This window comes from Paraferrimonas sedimenticola, assembly GCF_002282855.1.
GTDB lineage: Bacteria > Pseudomonadota > Gammaproteobacteria > Enterobacterales > Shewanellaceae > Paraferrimonas > Paraferrimonas sedimenticola.
Genome location: NZ_NRIR01000003.1, coordinates 210698 through 227036, shown reverse-complemented (window position 1 = coordinate 227036; position 16339 = coordinate 210698). Strand labels below are relative to the sequence as shown.

17 protein-coding genes are annotated in these 16339 nt (G+C 52.5%); 4 read left to right on the top strand and 13 right to left on the bottom strand.

The window, feature by feature from the left end; translation table 11 throughout:
• Nucleotides 1-5 precede the first annotated feature (5 nt).
• Complete coding sequence (locus tag CLC93_RS06930; RefSeq protein ID WP_095505244.1) at nt 6-1373, bottom strand: MmgE/PrpD family protein; 1368 nt, start codon at nt 1371-1373, stop codon at nt 6-8.
• A gap of 217 nt (nt 1374-1590) precedes the next feature.
• Here CLC93_RS06930 and CLC93_RS06925 point away from each other — a divergent pair, with 217 nt between their 5' ends.
• Entirely contained in the window at nt 1591-2292 is a 702-nt protein-coding gene (locus CLC93_RS06925) for a Crp/Fnr family transcriptional regulator (protein ID WP_095505243.1), read from the top strand.
• Nucleotides 2293-2297: 5 nt separating this feature from the next.
• Here the strand turns inward: CLC93_RS06925 and CLC93_RS06920 are convergent, their stop codons facing one another.
• The 12 genes from CLC93_RS06920 to CLC93_RS06865 all read right to left on the bottom strand — a co-directional run bounded on the left by CLC93_RS06920 (nt 2298) and on the right by CLC93_RS06865 (nt 13760).
• A complete protein-coding gene (locus tag CLC93_RS06920; RefSeq protein WP_095505242.1) occupies nt 2298-3719 on the bottom strand; it encodes a sodium/proline symporter in 1422 nt (473 codons plus the stop codon).
• A gap of 29 nt (nt 3720-3748) precedes the next feature.
• Nucleotides 3749-4909, bottom strand: coding sequence for a CaiB/BaiF CoA transferase family protein (locus CLC93_RS06915; RefSeq protein ID WP_095505241.1), 1161 nt, complete (start codon nt 4907-4909; stop codon nt 3749-3751).
• A gap of 19 nt (nt 4910-4928) precedes the next feature.
• Nucleotides 4929-6119: a CaiB/BaiF CoA transferase family protein gene (locus CLC93_RS06910; protein ID WP_095505240.1), complete on the bottom strand. Its 1191-nt coding sequence runs from the start codon at nt 6117-6119 to the stop codon at nt 4929-4931.
• A 44-nt stretch (nt 6120-6163) separates the two neighbouring features.
• Nucleotides 6164-7339, bottom strand: a complete 1176-nt coding sequence (locus tag CLC93_RS06905; RefSeq protein ID WP_095505239.1) for an acyl-CoA dehydrogenase family protein — start codon at nt 7337-7339, stop codon at nt 6164-6166.
• A 12-nt stretch (nt 7340-7351) separates the two neighbouring features.
• Nucleotides 7352-7870 (bottom strand): MaoC family dehydratase, encoded by a 519-nt coding sequence (locus CLC93_RS06900; RefSeq protein WP_095505238.1) that lies wholly within the window; start codon nt 7868-7870, stop codon nt 7352-7354.
• 34 nt (nt 7871-7904) lie between these two features.
• On the bottom strand, nt 7905-8732 hold the full coding sequence (locus CLC93_RS06895) for an HpcH/HpaI aldolase/citrate lyase family protein (RefSeq protein WP_095505237.1): 828 nt from the start codon (nt 8730-8732) through the stop codon (nt 7905-7907).
• Entirely contained in the window at nt 8732-9601 is an 870-nt protein-coding gene (locus CLC93_RS06890; protein WP_095505236.1) for a polysaccharide deacetylase family protein, read from the bottom strand. The genes CLC93_RS06895 and CLC93_RS06890 overlap by 1 nt, the downstream gene beginning before the upstream one ends.
• Nucleotides 9602-9627: 26 nt before the next feature.
• A complete protein-coding gene (locus CLC93_RS06885; RefSeq protein WP_095505235.1) occupies nt 9628-10470 on the bottom strand; it encodes an SDR family NAD(P)-dependent oxidoreductase in 843 nt (280 codons plus the stop codon).
• Nucleotides 10471-10481: 11 nt separating this feature from the next.
• Nucleotides 10482-10790 (bottom strand): REDY-like protein HapK, encoded by a 309-nt coding sequence (locus CLC93_RS06880; RefSeq protein ID WP_095505234.1) that lies wholly within the window; start codon nt 10788-10790, stop codon nt 10482-10484.
• Nucleotides 10791-10915: 125 nt separating this feature from the next.
• Entirely contained in the window at nt 10916-11617 is a 702-nt protein-coding gene (locus tag CLC93_RS06875) for a hypothetical protein (RefSeq protein ID WP_095505233.1), read from the bottom strand.
• Nucleotides 11608-12090, bottom strand: coding sequence for a VOC family protein (locus CLC93_RS06870; protein ID WP_095505232.1), 483 nt, complete (start codon nt 12088-12090; stop codon nt 11608-11610). Before CLC93_RS06870 ends, CLC93_RS06875 begins: the two co-directional genes overlap by 10 nt.
• Entirely contained in the window at nt 12090-13760 is a 1671-nt protein-coding gene (locus CLC93_RS06865; RefSeq protein WP_095505231.1) for a nitrilase-related carbon-nitrogen hydrolase, read from the bottom strand. Before CLC93_RS06865 ends, CLC93_RS06870 begins: the two co-directional genes overlap by 1 nt.
• 92 nt (nt 13761-13852) lie before the next feature.
• Between CLC93_RS06865 and CLC93_RS06860 the strand changes: the two genes are divergently transcribed.
• The 3 genes from CLC93_RS06860 to CLC93_RS06850 are packed head-to-tail and all read left to right on the top strand — an operon-like array spanning nt 13853 to nt 16337.
• Nucleotides 13853-14719: an NAD-dependent epimerase/dehydratase family protein gene (locus CLC93_RS06860; RefSeq protein ID WP_095505230.1), complete on the top strand. Its 867-nt coding sequence runs from the start codon at nt 13853-13855 to the stop codon at nt 14717-14719.
• Nucleotides 14716-15510: an SDR family NAD(P)-dependent oxidoreductase gene (locus CLC93_RS06855; RefSeq protein ID WP_095505229.1), complete on the top strand. Its 795-nt coding sequence runs from the start codon at nt 14716-14718 to the stop codon at nt 15508-15510. The genes CLC93_RS06860 and CLC93_RS06855 overlap by 4 nt, the downstream gene beginning before the upstream one ends.
• 11 nt (nt 15511-15521) lie before the next feature.
• Complete coding sequence (locus CLC93_RS06850) at nt 15522-16337, top strand: red chlorophyll catabolite reductase (protein ID WP_095505228.1); 816 nt, start codon at nt 15522-15524, stop codon at nt 16335-16337.
• Nucleotides 16338-16339 lie beyond the last annotated feature (2 nt).

Sequence of the window (16339 nt, the reverse complement as noted above, 5' to 3'; positions counted from 1 at the left end):
TACTCTTATCCTTTGCTGGTCGATTTGCGACTGGCGTGCATCTGTCCTATCAAGCACGTCAGCTGGTCTAAGTCTTTGTCCTGACTCCAACCCAAGCTGGTCAAGGCTGCTCGAGTTGAATTGCCGACCTTGGCTTCAGCCATTAGGGTCTCAGCCTTACGACGCAGTTGCACTGGCGACATAGGCCGCTCGGGATCGCCCAAGGTATGTGGCAAATAGAAACTCTGAATCTCGCCGTTGTAATGAATGACTTTTATCTTGGCTCCATAAGCGTTGGGATAGGCGCGCTCGATCAGCTTAGATTCTTGCACTACCACCTTATTGCGTATTGCCACCACTTCCGGATGGTGCAAGCGCGTCAATTGATAGTGTTCCAACTCAGGCTCACCCCAAACAAGCGCCGCAGCCACACCGTGCTGAATCGAGAACTTAGCCTGCAGTTCAGTTTGCGGACTGGAGTTGTCACAGAAAACCTTGGCGTCTCGGTAGACTTCCAACACGATACTTTCTATGTGCTCAGCGCCGGGCAGTTTGTCTTTCACGCTCAAGCAGGCATCGATAGAAGGATGGGCGTGACGGCAAGCCGGCCAAGGTTTAAAACTGGTTTCTTCGATGAGCCAGTGTTCGGACTCCTCGAGCATAGCCTCCGGCTTGGCGTCCTTACTCATGGCGTTAAACCAACCTTGAGAGCCTTCCAGAATAGACGCAGGACCACTCAAGCCATGTTCGGCCAACACCGCTGCTTGCGCACCAGAGCGGGCCGCTTCGGCGTTGTGCCATTGTTTGGTTTGACAGTTTTCATGACGCATTTGCCACAAACCGCCGGTGCGAGAAACCGCATTGGCAATCGCGGATACGGTTTGAGCCGGACTTAAGCCAAGCACATGGGCTGCGGCCATGGCCGCGCCAGCGCTGCCACAAGTCGAAGTATTGTGGAAAAATTGATAGTGACTGCGCCCTATGGCCTTGCCCAGTCGAATATTGATCTCATAGCCAAGCACAATCGCTTCTAGCATGGTGGCCATCGATGCGCCTTTGTATTGCGCCATCGCCAGTGCCACAGGCACTACTACAGGCCCTGGATGCAGAATAGAGCTGCGATGAATGTCGTCCATCTCCAGCACATTACCAATGGCTGCATTATGGCTAATGGCATCTACCCAGTTGCTGTCACTCGCAAGAATCCGAGTGACGCCGTGGCCGTTGTGCTCGCTAGCCATGGCTTGCATGGCATGGCCCGCAGGGCTGTCTTTACCGATAGCCGCGCACCCCAACCAATCGAGCAAGTGCCAGGCAGCACGCTCGCGAATATTGTCGTTTAATGGCTTTTCTCCGAGGCGCTGCACCACCTGCGGCAACAAATGTTGACTCATGCGAAATCCTTCTTCGCCTAACTTAACTTCAATCTTGGCTTAGAGTGGCAATTAGAAAAATGACCAATATCAATTGTGTGTACGGCGTAAACTCGGTTACCCCTTTGTTGCCTGAACAGTGGTTTACCGATACACTGAGGCCAGCCGATAATCTATTGATAACAATCGGTTATTTCTAATACAAGAATAATAAATCCCAATACAGCAGGCTTGTCGTATGAGCATTGATTACAATAAAGTCACCATTAAGACCTCTCTCCATCATTGTTTCGGCAGTCCAAACGACGACATTGAAGGGCTTCCCCAATTTTTTGCCGAGTTGGCCGAAGGCGCCGATGAGGTTGATATTAAAGGCAATACTTTTCTGTTCCGTGAAAAAGACCCAAGCGACTACGTGTACATTCTGGTGTCTGGCGCGGTAATGCTTGAGCGCTCAACCTCTACCGGCAGCCGCCAAGTGTTTGCCTTCCTATACACGGGTAACCTAATGGGATTGTCAGAGCAACTAACCTACTCGTTCAGTGCCAAATCTCTGGCCGACGCCACTGCGATTCGAATCAGTCGCAGCGCAATGCAGTCCATGTTTGACCGCTACCCAGCGGTAGCGCAGAAGTATCACAAGGTGACCGGCCGCATTCTGGCCTTGATTTTGGACCAGCTGTTTATCATGGGACAAAAGAGCGCTCACCAGCGTCTAGGCCACTTTTTACTGGACATGATCCCAAAACTGGGTCGTGGCCAATCTCAGTTCTACTTGCCCATGAGCCGTCAGGATATTGCGGATTATTTAGGAATGTCGCTGGAAACCGCCAGTCGCGGCTTCAGCCGATTAAAGCGCAGTAAGCTGATTGATATTCAAAGCAACTACCACATCACTATCTTGGACGAGCAAAAGCTCAGAGATTTTATTGCCGATTGATACCACTAGCGTGGCGCTGATACCTCGGCGCCGCTACCTTTCTCTGCACGCTTCACCGCACCGATTCTTGCCACTACCAAAGCCACCACAAACGGCAATACGCGCTCAAGCACATCACCCGGCGCATTGGCCTGCCAGTTGAACACTATGGTGAGACCAAAGCCCAGCATCATGGCGGCCAGTCGATAGCGACCGTCAATTTGATAGCCGGCCACCAGCCAAATCAGTACAGGCGCAAACGCCGAACCAATCGCCGCCCAGGCAAATAGCACTCGAGAGAAAATCGCTTCCGGGGCAAACAAGGCAATCACCAAGGCCAACACGCACATAGCAACCACAGCCAAGCGGCTTAGAGTCAGCGCGTTACGACCCTTGGCCAGTTGTAAGTCTTGCGCGAGACACGCAGCTGACACCAACAGCTGGCTGTCTGCCGTCGACATAATCGCCGACAGCACAGCCGCGACAATAATCCCAGCCACCACAGGGTGGAACAGCATTTCAGTTAGGGCCAACATGACCTGTTCGGCATTGGCATCGGTTGGAATAAGCACTCGAGCGCACCAACCCACGGTCAGCATGCCAGCAAACACAATCACAGGCCATGCCACACCAATGCGAGCCGCACTTTTTAGCGCTTTGTCATCGCGCAGCGCCATGAAGCGATTCACTACGTGCGGCTGGCCTGGATTACCTAGGCCTATACCTAACATACCGACCACAAAACCAATCGCCGAAGCTCCAGCGAAGTTGCCGTAAAGTTCGCCACCATTGCTGATAAGCGACTGGTAAATTACCGAAGGACCTCCAGCTTGAGTCACCGCCAATATGGGTAACAGAAAGGCAATCGCCGCCATTAGCAGGCCTTGTAGGGTATCGGTGACACTCACCGCCCAAAAGCCTCCTAAAAGCGTGTACACCAAGATAATGACAGCACCCGTAACAATCGCTTCAGTGATACTGACATCGAAATTCGCTGCGAAAGTGGAACCCGCTGCCTGAAATTGAGCGGCAATATAGAAAGCAAAAGAAAATACGATGGCGAAACTGGCGAACCCTAGGATGGCCTTGCGCCATTGGTCTTTACCAGCGACGACTTCTGAGAGGGTAATCGCCTCTTGCTGATTGGCGTAGCGACGCACTCGTGGTGCTAGCCAGTACCAATTGAAGATGTAACCTAAAACTACAGCAGGGAAGATCCAAATGGCAGAGAGACCCATAGTAAAGGCCGCACCAGACACTCCAAGTAAACTCCAGGCCGATGAGGCACTGGCTGAGGCGCTAACCGCCGCCACCCACGGCCCGAGTTGTTTACCGCCAATGAAAAAGTCTGAACTGTCTTGCGTGCGGCGAGAGGCCCAAAGTCCAATCCATACCAATACCAGTTTATAAACCACAAGGGTGATCAGAATGATCCACTCGCGCGCCATACTCTCTCCCGGAGTCTCTGTGCCTGCTGTTATTGAATGACGTTGCCGTCCAGCATGTTATCGATTTGTTGCTCAGAGTAACCCAAGTCGGCCAAAACTTCACGGCTGTGTTGGCCCATACTCGGGCGAGCCAGATTTGGCTGTGCTGGCTGGTTTTTGAATTTGATTGGCACCCCAAGGTGCTTAAGCCCTTGCTCGTCGGTGAGAATCATCTCGCGCTCGGCCAAGTGCTCGTCAAACACCGCCTCGTGCAAATCGCGCACTGGCGCCCAACAGACATCCACCGAGCTCAAGAACTCATGCCAGTGGCTCAGCGGCTTAGCGGCAAAGGTGGTTTGGTAGAACTCCCGCAACGGCGCTTGACCAGGTCCAGGAGGTAATTGCGCTAACGGATATAGGTCTTCGCGGCCTAACGCTTTTAATAGGTTGGCTGCGAACTTGAGCTCCGAGCCGCCCAGAGTGAGATACTTGCCATCTGAGGTCTGGTAGACGTTATACATGGCCGACCCACCCCAGCTGCGCTCATCTTTGGGGTTGGGTGCTCTATCCTCGGCAAATACCGGCCCCATCACATTGGGATACCAGGCTACTAGGCTGTCCTGCATGGAGATATCCATGTAATCGCCCTCGCCGGTTTGCGCCTTTTTGTACAAGGCCATCAGCACGCCGGAAAAGGCCATCAGGCTGCCCGCCATGTCCGCTACCGGCATTGCTGGTTGTGCGGGCTTGCCATCCAAACCAAGGTTAATCGACAGCGCGCCCGAGTCCGCTTGAATGCTCAAGTCGTGGGCTGGGTTTAGTCGTTTCGGACCAGTCTGGCCGAAGGCTGAAATTGAGCAGTACACAATGCCGGGATTTATGGCTTTGATGGTGTCGTAATCGATGCCAAGACGCGCCACCACACCAGGACGAAAGGCTTCAATCAGCACATCCACTTCTTTGACCAAGCGATAAAAGGCCTCTTTGCCTTTTTCTGATTTGAGGTTGAGTTGAATGCTTTTCTTGCCGCGATAAACGTTGCGAAACCAGACACTCTCATCGTTTTGCTTAAGACCAACGTGGCGCACCGGCTCACCGCTGATTGGCTCCAAGCCAATCACTTCGGCGCCGTGATCCGCCATCATCATGGAAAAATGAGGACCGGGAAGAAATAAAGAAAGGTCCAGAACTTTTACACCGGAGAGTTTCATGTATCGCTCCTTGAATAATTTAGATAGCGCCTGAGTCGCTTAAATCGCGCTGCGCCGCACGGTCAAAGCCCAATTCTTCGAGTAGGTCTTGAGTGTCCTGGCCGCGAGCGACTGCCGCATTGGCCTGTAAACGTTGGCCATCGATTTTGATGGGATTACTCAGCAGCTGCATTTGTGGATTTTGCGAATGGCTGACCTGTTGCTTTAAGCCCAGCTGCTCTATGTAAGGGTTGGTCAGCGCTTGTGCCATGTCATAAATCGGCGCAATCGGCAACCGTCCTTGAAAGGCCTCGAGCCACTGAGCTGTGGTACGAGCGCTAAAGCACTCATCCAGAATTTCATTGAGCTCGGTGCGGTTATCACGACGCTCAGCAAAGCCTACAAAACGCGCCTCACTCAAACGGGCGTCTTGAATCTCATCCACTAAGGCTTGCCAGAACTTGTCGGTCATGGCCATCACAAACACGTGGCCATCGGCGGTTGGATACCACTGGCACGGCACTGTGGCTGGGTGCGCGCTGTGGGGCATGCGCTCAGTTACATGGCCCTTATTCAAATACCAAGTGGCCGGATAGGTCAGCTGATGCAGCGCCACGTCAAACAGACTGACGTCCACATCTCGACCCTTGCCTTGGCGATGGGCGCCCAGCATGGCCGAGGTTAATCCCAGTGCTGCCACGGCACCGGTCATAAAGTCCACCATGGACACCCCGAAGCGATTAGGACCGTTTTCTGGCTCGCCGGTTAGCGACATCAGGCCCGCTTCCGCTTGCATCAAATAGTCGTAGCCTGGCCAGCTGGCGCGGTCGTTGTCGCGACCATAGGCAGACAAGTGACAACAGACGATTTTGGGGTTGATGGATTTGAGATGGTCGTAGGTGATCCCCAGCTTTGCTGGTTGATCACCACGCAGGTTGTTGTAAACCGCGTCAGCGCTCTTTACCAAACGTTCAAACACCTGCCAGCCCTGCTCGCTTTTGAGATTTAAGCTCAGGCTTTTTTTGTTGCCGTTAAAGGTTTGGTAAAAGTAACTGTCATTCTCCCCCAAGAAATAGGGGCCAGTTTGACGGGATATGTCACCTTTGGTTTTGGGGTTTTCGATCTTAATGATCTCAGCGCCCATGTCCGCTAGGTAAGCCGAGCCGTAAGGCCCAGCGCCGTATTGTTCCACCGCAATAATGCGAACACCGCTCAGTGGTAAATCAGCCATATCCCTATCCCTGTTCTTTTCTCTTTTCTTATTACCGCGATAGCTTAGATCTTGTTTTTGGCAACCATTTGCTTGGCAATAATGATGCGCTGCATTTCGTTGGTGCCTTCACCAATACACATCAACAAGGCGTCGCGATAGTAGCGCTCAATATCGTACTCTTTTGAGTAGCAGTAACCGCCAAAGATGCGCATGGCTTCGTTAGCACAGAAAGAACCCGCCTCAGAGGCAAAGTACTTGGCCATACCCGCTTCCATGTCACAACGCTCGTGAGCGTCGTACTTAGCTGCCGCTTGTTCGATAAGCAAACGGGCCGCTTCCACCTTGGTGGCCATCTCGCCAAGCTTCAGCTGAATCGCCTGGTGCTCGCAAATTGGCTTGCCAAAGGTCTCGCGCTCTTGGGCATAGCGAAGCGCATGCTCAAAGGCACCCTGAGCCACACCCGCGCCACGAGCGGCAACGTTAATACGACCAAGCTCAAGGCCGCCTACCGCTTGCTTAAAGCCCTTACCTTCTTCGCCACCCACAAGGTGGTCAGCAGGAACGCGGAAGTCTTCGAATACCACTTCACAGGTATCGATTGAGCGATAACCCATTTTCTCAAGCTTAGAGATGGTGATACCTGGCTTCACGTTGCCATCAGCATCTTTAGTCTCAACGATAAACATACTGGTGCCACGGTGACGCGGCTGAATCTCGGTATCAGTTTTTACCAATACCGCCAGCGAGTTACCGTGTAGTGAGTTGGTGATCCAAGTCTTGGTACCATTGATGATGTAGTCATCGCCGTCGCGCACCGCAGTGGTGGTAATCGCCTGCAAGTCCGAACCGGCATTGGGCTCGGTCAGGGCAATACCACCGCGCATCTCACCGGTAGCCATCTTGGCCAACCAGCGGTCTTTTTGCGCATCGGTACCACAGCGCTCAATGGCTGAGGCCTGAATCAGGTGCGAGTTAAAGATACCGCCTGGCGACATCCATGCGCTGGACACTTTCATAACAATCTTGGCGTAAATTGCCGCCGGCAAACCCAAACCGCCGTATTCCTGGCCGATAGTGGCACCGAAAAGGCCCAGCTCTTTCATTTGCTCAACTAGGCCGTGTGGGTACAAATCCGCATGATCGTGCTCTTTGGCAATTGGGCGGACTTCGTTCTCGACCCACTTGTCGATCATATCCAAGATGGCGCTTTCGTCTTCTTTTGACCAAACCTCTGACATGACTGCTCTCCGTTAGTAATTCACTTTGTCTTCTACTGAGTGACCTTGCTTTGCGATCAACATCTTACGAACGAAGGTACACACCATATCGCCGTGTTGATTAAAGCCGTTTGTACGCACGGTCACGATGCCGGCACCGGGACGCGAGGCCGATTCGCGCTTAGCAATCACCTCTGACTCTGCAGTCAGCGTGTCGCCTTCAAATAGCGGGTGGGTCAGTTTGATGTCATCCCAACCCAGGTTAGCAATCGCTTTTTGGCTCACGTCAGTAACGCTCATGCCTACCATCAAAGCCACGGTAAACGGCGAACATACGATGCACTTTTCAAACTCAGAGGCTTTGGCGTACTCATCGTCAAAGTGCATTGGGTGAGTGTTCATGGTCAGCAAAGTAAACCAGGTGTTGTCGGTTTTAGTGATAGTACGGCCCGGACGGTGCTCGTAAATGTCGCCTACATGAAACTCTTCGTAGTGACGACCAAAGCTCTCACGGTAGCGGTTTTCGCCAACTTTCTTATGGGATACGGTCATCGGTTACTCCTTGTGCTCGGATGACAAACTGCAATTAATTGGCGTTCGCAGCGGCTGCTGCTAAGGCCAGAATTCGTTCGGATTGGGCAATCACTGGCTTATCCAGCATGCGCCCGTTTAGCATCACTGCCCCACCCTGCGACTGTTCAGCCGCGGCTATTACCGCTTGTGCCTGCTCAATTTGAGCTGGCGTTGGCTGATAAGCATTGTGAATGGGAACAATTTGTTTGGGATGAATGGCCGATTTGCCGGTAAAGCCCAAAGCTTTGACCTTGTGGGTTTCATCAATCAAACCCGCTTCATCGCTCACCTGAATGTAGGGAACATCAATTACAGACAAGCCTTGAGCCGCAGCGGCCATCACCAGTTCACTGCGGGCGAACAACAATGGCTCATAAGCAAACTCGCAGCCCAGCTCAACCGAGAAATCCGCACCGCCAAACATCAAAGCGGCAATTGGCAATCCGGCTTGGCTCAACGTTGGCGAGAGCTTCAAGCCCTCAATGGTCTCCACTAGTGGCAACCACTGGGTTGATTCGGATTGCAACCACTGATGGGCCTTGGCCAACTCTTGTGGCCCCTCGCATTTCGCCAGCATAACCACCGCCGGTGGATTGGCCTTGAGTGCGGCTAAATCGGCTTCGGCGTCAGGTGTGCTCATCGGGTTAATGCGTACGCACACTTTTGCTTGGTTTTCCGCCAAAAAGTCTTGCAAGGCGATACGAGCGTCGGGCTTTTCAGCAGCAGGCACTGCATCTTCTAAATCGATGCATACCAAATCTGCACCGGCCGCCAGCGCCTTAGCGTAGCGCTCAGGCCGATTAGCGGGTACAAACAGCAGCGAGCGAATCAAAGGCGACATTAGACATCTCCAGACTTAGCTGGATTGTTGTCGGCAAAATGCTGTGCGATGCGCTCACGGGTGGCAAACCACACTCCAGATTTGCTGCTGGCGTACTGCAAGAACTCCTGCAGCGCCCAAATACGACCGGGACGACCAATAATGCGCAGGTGTAAACCTAGGCTCATCATGCGCATTTGATCTTCGCTTTCTTCATACAACACGTCAAAAGTGCGTTTGGCGTAGTCCAACCAATCTTGTGGCGTATAAGAGGCAGACACCCACATCTTCATGTCGTTGGAATCCAGTGCGTAAGGCATGATCAACATGGGCTTGTCGCTGCCCTCAACGCTATCCCAAAACGGGTTGTCGCGAGAGTAGTCATCCATGTGGTAGGTGTAGCCTTCTTCTTGCAGCAAGCGACGTGTGTTATCGGTCAGCAAGTAGCGCGATAACCAGCCGGCTGGGCGTTTGCCCGTGCTGCGCTCAATGCTATCGGCGGCATCGCGAATGAATTTACGCTCTTCGTCTTCGCTCATGCGAAATTGGTGGATCCAACGATGACCGTGACTACACACCTCATCACCTCGGCTGACAATGGCATCGGCCAAGTGCGGCGCTCGCTCGAGACTGACCGCCGCTGCGGTCCAAGTCGCGCGCACATTGTATTGGTCGAGCAACTTTAGAATTCTAGCCGCGCCTTCGTTAAGGCCGTACTGATAGTTGGATTCGTTACCGTAATTGCGAATGGGCTTTTTAAGGCTTACGCCCAACTCGTCAACCGGCTCCATTCCTTTGTCGCCATCGCGAACGTTGTACTCAGAACCTTCTTCAACGTTAACTACAATGGATAGCGCCAAGCGCGCTTTTTCTGGCCAAAAGGCATTCATTACAACTACTCCCTAGCCTATTGAAATTAGTGATATTCTTCGCCACCGGAGACATTCATTGCCTCACCGGTGATGTACTCGGCCTGCTCCGAGCACAAGAAAGCACAGGCCTTGGCGATGTCTTCTTGTAAGCCCGGGCGCCCCAATGGAATGCGGTCTTTCATGTCTTGCATGTACTTGTCATGGCCTTTGCCGGTCACTTCTGAAAAGTGAGCGTTTTGCCAAGCGCCAAGCCCTGTGGTGACGTGATTAGGGCAAATCTGATTGACGTTAATACCGTGCGGCCCTAACTCCATCGCGGCAACACGCGTGAGGCCTGTCATACCGTGCTTGGAGGTGGTGTAAGCACTGGCGTGGGCAAAACCGGATTTAGACGCCTGCGAGCCAATGTTAATGATCTTGCCGCCTTTGCCTTGCTTGACCATTTGCTCAGCGGCGAACTTAATGCCCAAGAACACTCCGCGCAGGTTGACGTTTTGTACGGCATCCCACTCGGCCACTTCCATTTCCAAGATAGGCTTCATCAGATAGCCAATCCCGGCATTGTTGACCCAGATATCCAACGAGCCGTAGCGCTCTACCGCAAACTTGGCGGCTTCAGCCACTTGCTCGGCATCGGTGACATCACAGGCAAAAGCCGTTGCGTCACCGCCGGCAGCGTTAATCTCTGCCACAATTTGCTCGAGCTCATCGCTCAATCCCACCGCATCCGCGCTGGCGTATTGTCCCTTTGCCTGACCGATGTCGGTCAATACCAACTTACAGCCTTCGGCGGCTAGGCGTTTGGCCATCGCCTCACCTAGACCCTTGTGACGTCCTGCTCCGGTGATCACAGCCACCTTGCCATTGAGTTCTGGATATTGCGCCATGATGAGTGTCCTTACAGCTGGTCGCACAAAATGAACATTGGGTTGTCAGCGAAGCTTTGGAATTCGCTGGCTACCTTTTGCATTTCTTCGCTTGAGATGTCTTTGCCGAACTGGTCCATATCATTAATGGCCAACACTTCGATGTACTGATACGGAGGCGTGGCATCGCTCATTAGCAAGCCCTGACTTTTGAGAATATCGAACTGGTCTACTGACGGCAGTCCACCGGCAATTGGTAAGTCGCGTGTGCGCGCCCAGTTCTCGTAATCGCTAATTGCTACGTCGTCTTTTAGGTTGAATAACACCACGATCTTAGTCATGCCTAGCTCCTAGTTGGCTGCTCCGCTCTCAAGGTTCACACGGAGATTTTGTTAATGATTAGCATCCTTTAAAAGGGCGGTTAAGACTTTGACAATTGACAAAGAAACGCCCTGTTTTCGGCGGATTATGAGAAGCGATTTTCCACGCGCCAGCGCAAAGTGTCTGACTGTTTCCACAAGTAGCGGTGCAACAGGCCACTTTGGTCAATTTCAAAGCTGGCGTTATCTTCTTTGTAGTGTCCGCCGCGCATTCCAAAGGCTTGTGCAGCAACTGTAGGCTGCTCCTCCAGAAGGAAAGACTGACGTAAGTCTTGCTTGGGAAGTAGTTTGTCATTGGGTGGACAACTGATTTCGATATCGGGAAGCAGCAAGGTTAGCCCTGGCTTTTGCATCGCTAACAACATGGCGCCAGAAAACACCCTGAGCAACGGGAAAAATACCAGCCCTTTGACACACTCGCCTTGCTGCTGGCGCTCACCCTGAGGACCGCGGTGGCGAGCCTGCCAAACATTGCCTTCAATGTTGTAGTGCGCTTGCACCTCTGGTTGGCCCTGCGCGCGCATCCACACTTTGGCGTGGGTTTGCTCGCCATCTTGTTGCCAGTCTGCCGCCAGCACCAAACCGTATTGCTCGCTGACTCGAACACTTTGAATGCACTGCACGCCTTGCGGGTTGGTACCGATACGCCAAGGCTCAACCACGTCGGTTAACTCGTCGTTTAACCAATAGTGAAAACTGCCGCTGCGTTGCCATTGCACCTGTTGATCGTCATCGTGGCTGTTGCCAAAGTGCTGGTCGAGGATTTGCTCTATTCGCTTTAGAGGCATGAGGACTCCTCTGCTGGGGTCTTAAGTTGAATCAATTCGATAAGATGGCCGTCGCAATCATCTGGATTGAGATAAACCAAGAATTTGTCGGGCAGCTCAAACGGGCCATCCGGTGTCACGTACCCTGGCTTAACGCCTTGCGCTTTTAAAATCTGCAACGACTGGTTCATGTCTTTCACAAGCCATGCCACGTGATTAATACCGCCGGCTCCCTGAGGCTGCTCTCCCAATAACTCCAACATAGGTGAGCGTTTGGCCTGAATGTACTCGTGCTCTAATCCACCCACCTCGATAAAGGCAAACACGCAGAGGGCTTGAGGGTCGTCTCTGCCCATCCAACGCACAGACGCTGGCGCTAAACCAAATCGCCGACAGCTGTTTTCAATCGCCGCTTCTATGTCTGCCACCACGTAGCCCACGTGAGCCACGCCGGTGATTTGCTGCTGTAAAGAATCGATTGGGTTTTGAGACATCAGGCGCTAACCCGCTGAGCAATCAAGCGCTCGCACAAATGAAAGGGTCTGTCCGCTAATAAGTCGGTATCCGCCGACATCAATTTGTTATTAGCCGCCTGCAAGGGAATTTTGCATTGGGTTATCTCACCATCAGCCCCTTGAAGCACCATAGGCGGCTGATTGATATGACCATCGAACTGACGATCGCTCCAGGGTGTCAACAGGGTAAAATCGGTTTCCAAAGAACAAATCAGTCCGCCCATGCGCACCTTGTGATAGGAACTGGCCACAATGGCTACTCGGTTTTCGGCGGAGCGCGAAGGCAGAGCCAGTTGGTTTTCCCAGGCTTGCTGTAAGGAGAATGGATACAGAATGAGCTGTGCGCCTTTAAGAGCGGCCACTTTCACGCTTTCAGGTATATGACCGTCATCGCCACAGAACAGCGCGACCTTGCCAAATGGCAGTTGATGAACGCCGATATCCCCTGCCAACTCTGCGTCACCATAACGCTGGCTAGGATGCAGCAGTCCCTGACTGGCGACTACGCCTTCGCTACCGACCAGTATCGCTCGAATGCCACTGGCTTGTTTAAAACTAAAACACACATACTTAGCGCTGTCCGCTAATGCTTGTTTTAAGGTGCCCACCAAGTCTGTCAGGCTGTAGTTGGCATCGTCGAAGCACCCCTCGGCCAATACCATTACGTCAAATGCCTCATCGACAATGTTCTCTAGCACAGTTTGCATGCGTTGCTGTGGGTAACCTACAGGCGCTAACATCGCCGCGATGACGGGGCGAGCGCTAGACTGATACTCTTGCTGAGCAGGGTTGACGCTAAGCTCCGTGTAGAGTTCTGGACGGCGCAATTGCAATAACTTGGAACCATCGGGTCGAGTATTGGCCGCGACCTCAGACAAATCGACATCCGCCCAAACAAAGGCCTCCTGGTTGTAAGGCGCCATCGCCAACACTTCCCCGCTTGGCGACACTATCTGACTTTGTCCTGCGCCCATTAAGAAGCGCTCGGGAATTCCGGTTTGCTCAGCCACTTGAGCGAGCTGGTCTTCGGGGATCAGCGGGCCAACCTTGTTAGCCGCCGCCATGAACACTCCGTTTTCGACGGCGCGAGATGGCACGTGCAAGCGCGCTTCATCTAATGCAAAGGAGTTGAGCGAGTCGCAAAACAACTGGGCGCCATCAATTGCCAAACCTCTAGCGGTTTCAAAGGTCACTCCATCGCGACAAGCAAAAATACCGAGACGGCCCGTGTCTGATGAGTAAACGCCGGCGCGCTGCTTGGCACGCTGGAAAAAGAAATTCTCATGCCCCATCAAGGTCTGTTTATCCGCTTGATGGACCAAACGACCACGGCGGTCAAAGAGTAATGAAGTAACACTGATTTGCTCTACCATCAGCGGATGTCGACGCACAGTGACGTTCACCACGAGATAGGTTTTGTGTTGCGCTGCTTTGCTGGCCAAGGTCTTTACAAACTCACCGTCTAAGCTCACTGCAAGCTCAAAAGCTTGCTGCTGTGATTCGTACCACGACAGTGCATTACAGAACTCTGGAAGCACCATCACATCAGGGTTAACCTCTGCCGCTTGGTCGATCATTCGACAACAAGTCTCAAGGTTTTCAGCAACATCCAATGTAGTAGCGAATTGCAAAACGGCGACGCGAGTCATGGCCGGGGTCCTTCGTTGACATTTGATATAATGTTAATACATTATGACTTCGAGGCATAAAAATCAAAACAAACTGATAACAGGAGCCGCCGGTGAAGATTCTTATTTTGGGTATGGGACACATTGGAAAAGCGCTAGCGGCCGAATTGTCTTATTTAGGTCACCAAGTCAGCGGCACCACCACCACTCCGGCTAAGGTCAAAGACCTACAAGCCTTGGTATCAGAAGTGCACGTGCTCAAAGGTGAAGAAAAAGAAAAAGTGGCTGCGGCGGCGAAAGATGTCGATGCCATCATTGTGACGGTAGCGCCGAATGTCCGACAAACACGCACTCCAGAAGAGCGCGAATTACACTACCGCAAAGTACTTCAACTCAGCTGTGAAAACGCAGCGGCGGCCTGCCCTCGAGTGATTTTCTTATCGTCTTTCTCAGTCTATGGCGACGGTGGCAAAGGCCAAGCGCCCATCGATGAGTCCACACCCACCGCCAATCATGAGGAGCCGTCATCCAAGTACTATCAAGCGGGTGAGCGCGCCGTGTTGGCCAGCGAGCGTGGTTGCGTACTGAGGTTCCCGGATATGTACGGTGCCCCTGGGGATATGGACTTTGAGCAAAGGGTAAAGCTGGCGATTGAGTTCTTTGGCGGCAAAGCGCTATTCAGCGCCGACGCACCCTTGTACGCGATCCATTTTGAAGACGTGGCTAAGTCCGTGATTCACGCGGTTAACCACGAGCTTTGTGGCATTTACAACGTTTGCGATCAAAACAATTTGCCCGCGTCGAACCAAGTGATATTCGATGCCATTTGCGATGCCAACGGTTGGCAACGGCTCGATTTCTTAGGTCAAATCAAAGCCCCTAATCGCAAGATCTCAGCACAAAAAATCTACGACACAGGCTTTGCGGTTGGCCATCCAGATCCCAATCGTCATTGGGCAGCACAAGGAGCTGAATCATGAACAAAGTGATTACCGGTGCCAGTCAGGGAATTGGCAAAGGCTTGGCCATGGAGTTTGCTCGACAAGGGCACAATGTGGTGGTTGCCGCTCGCTCTCAGCAAATCTTGCAGCAACTGGCCGACGACATAAACCAGCTAGGCGCTCAAGCCCTGCCCGTGGCTTGCGATACACAAGACTGCCAGCAAGTGCTCAATTTGTGGCAACAAGCCGTCAATACTTTTGGCCAAGTGGACGTATGGATAAACAACGCCGGAATCGCCCGCACCACCTGGAGTATTGCTGATACACCGCAAGACCAAATCGAAGCCATGGTAAACACCAATATCATTGGCACCATCAATGGTTGTCGCGTCGCCGCTAAGAACATGAGCCAACAGGGCTTTGGAAAAATCATCAATGTGCTCGGTGGCGGCAGCGACGGCGAATACTTCCCGGGTATGGGGATCTACGGCACCACTAAGCGAGCCTTGGATTACTTTACCAATGCCCTGGTCAAGGAGCTCAAAGACACCCCTGTGGTGGTCGCCAAAGTGCGCCCAGGCATGGTGATCACCGAGGGCATGGTACGCGAAGCACAAACCGACCCAAAAAAATTTCAGCAAAGCCGACGCTTTGCCAACATCCTGTGCGACTACGTGGAGGACGTAGCGCCGTATTTAGTGGAGCAGATCCTCGCCTGCCAAAAGTCCGGCAGCAAAATTGCTTGGCTAAACGGCTGGAAAATCACTAAGCGAATGCTGCTGGCCAAGCTCAAGCAGCCGCAAGATAAATTTGCCCGATTTGGATTATAAGGAAAGGCTTCATGTCTCAGAACAACGACATTAAAACCCTTGATGAGTTTTTAGCGGACAACCCTGATGTAGATGTCACTCGCTACTGGGAGCGTTGCTGGAATATTCTTGAAGCGCTAAAAACCAAGGTCGAAAGCCGTTTTCCCAACCTACAACGCTGCCCCACTACTTTGGACCGCGAATATTACACTTCACCTAATGGCGAATTTGAAGGCTCGTTTAAAGCTTACAGTGGCGAAGGTGTTGAATGGCTGGTGAATTCTTGGCTAGGCAATCGCAAAGCTTCGATTCTGGACATGAATCTCACCGTATTTCTCGACCAACAAATTGATGTACCCCACCTAGTTATCGTATTTGGCACTGTGCCTCAGCTATTTTGCTACTGCGATTACACCCCGCGCAAAAATTTACTAACCGATGTCGATTACCTCGACAAGTACTACGGCGATGAGGTCAACCAATGGTACTTAAAGTTCCGCGGTGACGAGCGTTTTCACTGGTCGGTGAGCCACGGCAACTACATGCGTGCGCTCAACAACCCTGCTACACAGAGCCTGATTGGCGAGCTCAACGACGAGAACATCAGCGTATACGAAGAATATCTTCACCAAATGGTCGACCGTTGGCTGGAGTGGGTTGACGCCGCCATACAGGTACCACTGGAAGAGCGCGCCGCACTGCGCGACACAGACCACAAAATTCGCACCTACGGCTACGAGCGCGATCCTATGAACAAACTGGCCGCGCAGGTATTTGGCGAAGATCAGGTTGAGAGCATGGTGAAAATGCGCATGGGTAGCGAACAAATGCAACGCAGCGGAGGCTAAAC